Genomic DNA, 2086 nt, shown 5'->3' with positions numbered 1-2086 from the left:
GGCCGTCTCATCCGTAGGCACCGCGGCAGTATCCGCCGTATCAGTAGTGATCGTCATCAGGTGCTACTCCCTTGATCGGAGTTACACCGTTGTTTCCAGTCCCGAGCAATGTACAGTCCCGATTTTCGATCTACGGATCAGTAGACCCGGTAGTAGATGAGAGAGCCCGCCTCCGTGGGTGCCGCACCTTCGCTCGGGATGAAGGTAGTGAAAACGACGGCACGTCGTCCGTCCGGTGCCGTGATCGTTGTTGCAGTAGGGTTGGCGAATGCTGTGCTGCCACGGTGGGTCCGCATGTTCACCGGGTCGGCATTGCCGGTCTGCTGATCGAACAGGAACGTGCGCCAGGAGCCAAAGTCGCCTTTGACGTACTGCCCCTCCATCATGGTGAATGCGAATCCGGCGAACCCGACCGGGTCCCGATCTCCGATGTTGCCGCGGACGCCCCAGTGCAGCAGGGCGTTGTCGACGAGTGGCTGCGCAGCGGTCGACCAGGACATGAAGTTGGTGAGCGTCCCCCGCTGCTGCCGATCGACATCACAGTTTTTGAAGTAGTGGCCGCCTACATCGATCACCGAGTGGTCGATGTCAGGACGTAGCGAGACCGCGAAGATGCTGGGTGTTCCTTCCGCACACTGCGACAGCCGCCACGGCGCATCGAAGGAACGCTGCGGTGGACCGCCCATCAGTCCACCGAGGTCGGTGAAGTACCGGAATGCCAGGTGATTCGCTGGCTCTTGTTCCCAGGCCACCACATAGCCGCTGCCTGCCACCGTGATCGTCGGTTGCGAGGAGCCTGCCCCGAAGTCGCGCCGGAACGACCAGTGCAACAGGTCGGAGGAGATGGCCAGCGCTGAGTGGAAGGAACCGCCGAGATAGGTGTGATAGACGGCGAGATATCGACCGTCGGGCACTTGGATGATCTTCACGGCATCCATCCCACGACCGGTGTCGTCCCGAGCGCCGTACACGCTGGCGTCTGCACCGGCCACGTCCTCCGCCATGGCGCGGAGCGCCGCCCGCGGCGCGTCGGACGGCGGTCCTGCAGCGGCAGCGGGCGCGGCGGCGGTGACCGTCTGCGCTGCAATGGTGATGACGGCCAGCAACGCTAGCCGCAAGCTTCGTGTCACACGGCTCATCCCGGCGACGGTGCCATACGTGTTTTGACGAACTCTTGAATGCCGAGCGCGTCCTGCCGCCCAATGTTCGTTCAACGACTCGTCAAGGTCGTCGATCGACGCTGGGCCATGTCCAGCACCGACCAACGTCCAAGGAGAGCGATGAAGAAGTTCATGGCTGCAATGCTCGGATCAGTCGTGGCCGTCACCGCCCTGATGGGAACTGCGGCACCGGCGAACGCGGCAGCGGCCGGCACGCAGGTCGCCGCCGCGTGCGCAAAGATCTTCGATGTCGGCGTGACCTATCAGAGCGGCTACTCCATCAACGGTGAGGGCAGCTACACCGAATGCTCGACCGAGCAGCAAAGCATCAAGGTGCACCTGCAGAAGTACGTCGGCCTCGGATACTGGTCGACGCTGCAGACCATGGAGCGGACCAGCAGTGGCATCCAGTGGGTCTCCTACTACTGCCGAGACACCGGGACCCAGACCTATCGGGTCAAGGTTGAGCTGTGGGGCCAGGGCGGCTACCCGCCGCCGCCCAGCACGATCGTCGGGACGAAGTACTCCAATGAGATCCGGGTCAGTTGTTGACCGAGGAAATCTGATCGATGGCGGCGTCGCGGGGCGCCGCCACCGGCTGGTGCGACGTGCCGGGGTGCACGGCAGACAGGGCGGCCACGAGGGCGAGCATGAGCAGGGCGTCCCAGTTGCCGAGGACCGCGCCCGCGAGGCCGCCGGGTTCGTGCAGGTTGTAGGCGTAGAACGAGATGACGCTGAAGGTCACGGTGAGGTAGACGACGGCTGCGCCGAGCAGCGGCGGCCAGCGCAACGGTCGGGAGCCGGCGATGATCAGCAGCAGGATCGCGGGGATGAACCAGAAGATGTGATGTACCCAGGTGACCGGGCTGGCCAGGCATCCGACCAGGCCGGCGAGGGTAAGGCCGGTCAGGTCGCTGCCGGCGGCG

2 protein-coding genes and 1 pseudogene are annotated in these 2086 nt (G+C 64.3%); 1 reads left to right on the top strand and 2 read right to left on the bottom strand.

From position 1 onward, the window contains the following. Positions 1-137 precede the first annotated feature (137 nt). A complete protein-coding gene (locus ABT297_RS42975) occupies positions 138-1139 on the bottom strand; it encodes a hypothetical protein (RefSeq protein ID WP_350559967.1) in 1002 nt (333 codons plus the stop codon). Positions 1140-1280: 141 nt separating this feature from the next. Here ABT297_RS42975 and ABT297_RS42970 point away from each other — a divergent pair, with 141 nt between their 5' ends. After that, the gene (locus ABT297_RS42970; protein WP_350559964.1) at positions 1281-1712 is read left to right on the top strand and encodes a hypothetical protein; all 432 of its coding nucleotides are present in this window, start codon (positions 1281-1283) and stop codon (positions 1710-1712) included. On the opposite strand, the pseudogene ABT297_RS42965 reads toward ABT297_RS42970, so the two are convergent. Further along, positions 1702-2086, bottom strand: a pseudogene (locus ABT297_RS42965) (hypothetical protein); the annotation flags it as partial. The gene ABT297_RS42970 and the pseudogene ABT297_RS42965 sit on opposite strands and share 11 nt — an antisense overlap.

Source organism: Dactylosporangium sp. NPDC000555 (assembly GCF_040300025.1).
Classification (GTDB): domain Bacteria; phylum Actinomycetota; class Actinomycetes; order Mycobacteriales; family Micromonosporaceae; genus Dactylosporangium.
This window is presented reverse-complemented; position numbering and strand designations above follow the sequence as displayed.